Genomic DNA, 975 nt, shown 5'->3' on the forward strand with positions numbered 1-975 from the left:
CTTTCCCTTCGGGGACAAAGTGACAGGTGGTGCATGGTTGTCGTCAGCTCGTGTCGTGAGATGTTGGGTTAAGTCCCGCAACGAGCGCAACCCTTAATTTTAGTTGCCAGCATTTAGTTGGGCACTCTAAAGTGACTGCCGGTGCAAGCCGGAGGAAGGTGGGGATGACGTCAAATCATCATGCCCCTTATGACCTGGGCTACACACGTGCTACAATGGATAGTACAAAGGGTCGCGAAGCCGCGAGGTGGAGCTAATCCCATAAAACTATTCTCAGTTCGGATTGTAGGCTGCAACTCGCCTACATGAAGCCGGAATCGCTAGTAATCGTGGATCAGCATGCCACGGTGAATACGTTCCCGGGCCTTGTACACACCGCCCGTCACACCACGAGAGTTTGTAACACCCGAAGTCGGTAGGGTAACCTTTATGGAGCCAGCCGCCGAAGGTGGGACAGATAATTGGGGTGAAGTCGTAACAAGGTAGCCGTATCGGAAGGTGCGGCTGGATCACCTCCTTTCTAAGGAAAAGGAAACCTGTGAGTTTTCGTTCTTCTATATTTGTTCAGTTTTGAGAGGTTACTCTCTTTTATGTCAGATAAAGTATGCAAGGCACCGTGCTTGAAGCATCGCGCCAGTACATTTTTGACGGGCCTATAGCTCAGCTGGTTAGAGCGCACGCCTGATAAGCGTGAGGTCGATGGTTCGAGTCCATTTAGGCCCACTTTTTCTTTCTGACACAAGAAAACAAACAATTACATTCCTTTTATGGGGCCTTAGCTCAGCTGGGAGAGCGCCTGCTTTGCACGCAGGAGGTCAGCGGTTCGATCCCGCTAGGCTCCACCAAAATTGTTCTTTGAAAACTAGATAAGAAAGTTAGTAAAGTTAGCATAGATAATTTATTATTTATGACACAAGTAACCGAGAATCATCTGAAAGTGAATCTTTCATCTGATTGGATGTATCATCGCTGATA

General features: G+C 48.1%; 2 tRNA genes and 1 rRNA gene. All 3 read left to right on the plus strand.

Features of this window, described 5'->3' with window-relative positions:
• Window positions 1-520, plus strand: a 16S ribosomal RNA gene (locus tag HCX62_RS13900); the annotation flags it as partial.
• A 129-nt stretch (window positions 521-649) separates the two neighbouring features.
• Window positions 650-723, plus strand: a tRNA-Ile gene (locus tag HCX62_RS13905).
• 46 nt (window positions 724-769) lie between these two features.
• Window positions 770-845: transfer RNA gene (locus HCX62_RS13910), tRNA-Ala, on the plus strand.
• The last annotated feature ends 130 nt before the right edge of the window (window positions 846-975 follow it).

The organism is Listeria swaminathanii, from assembly GCF_014229645.1.
Taxonomy (GTDB): domain Bacteria; phylum Bacillota; class Bacilli; order Lactobacillales; family Listeriaceae; genus Listeria; species Listeria swaminathanii.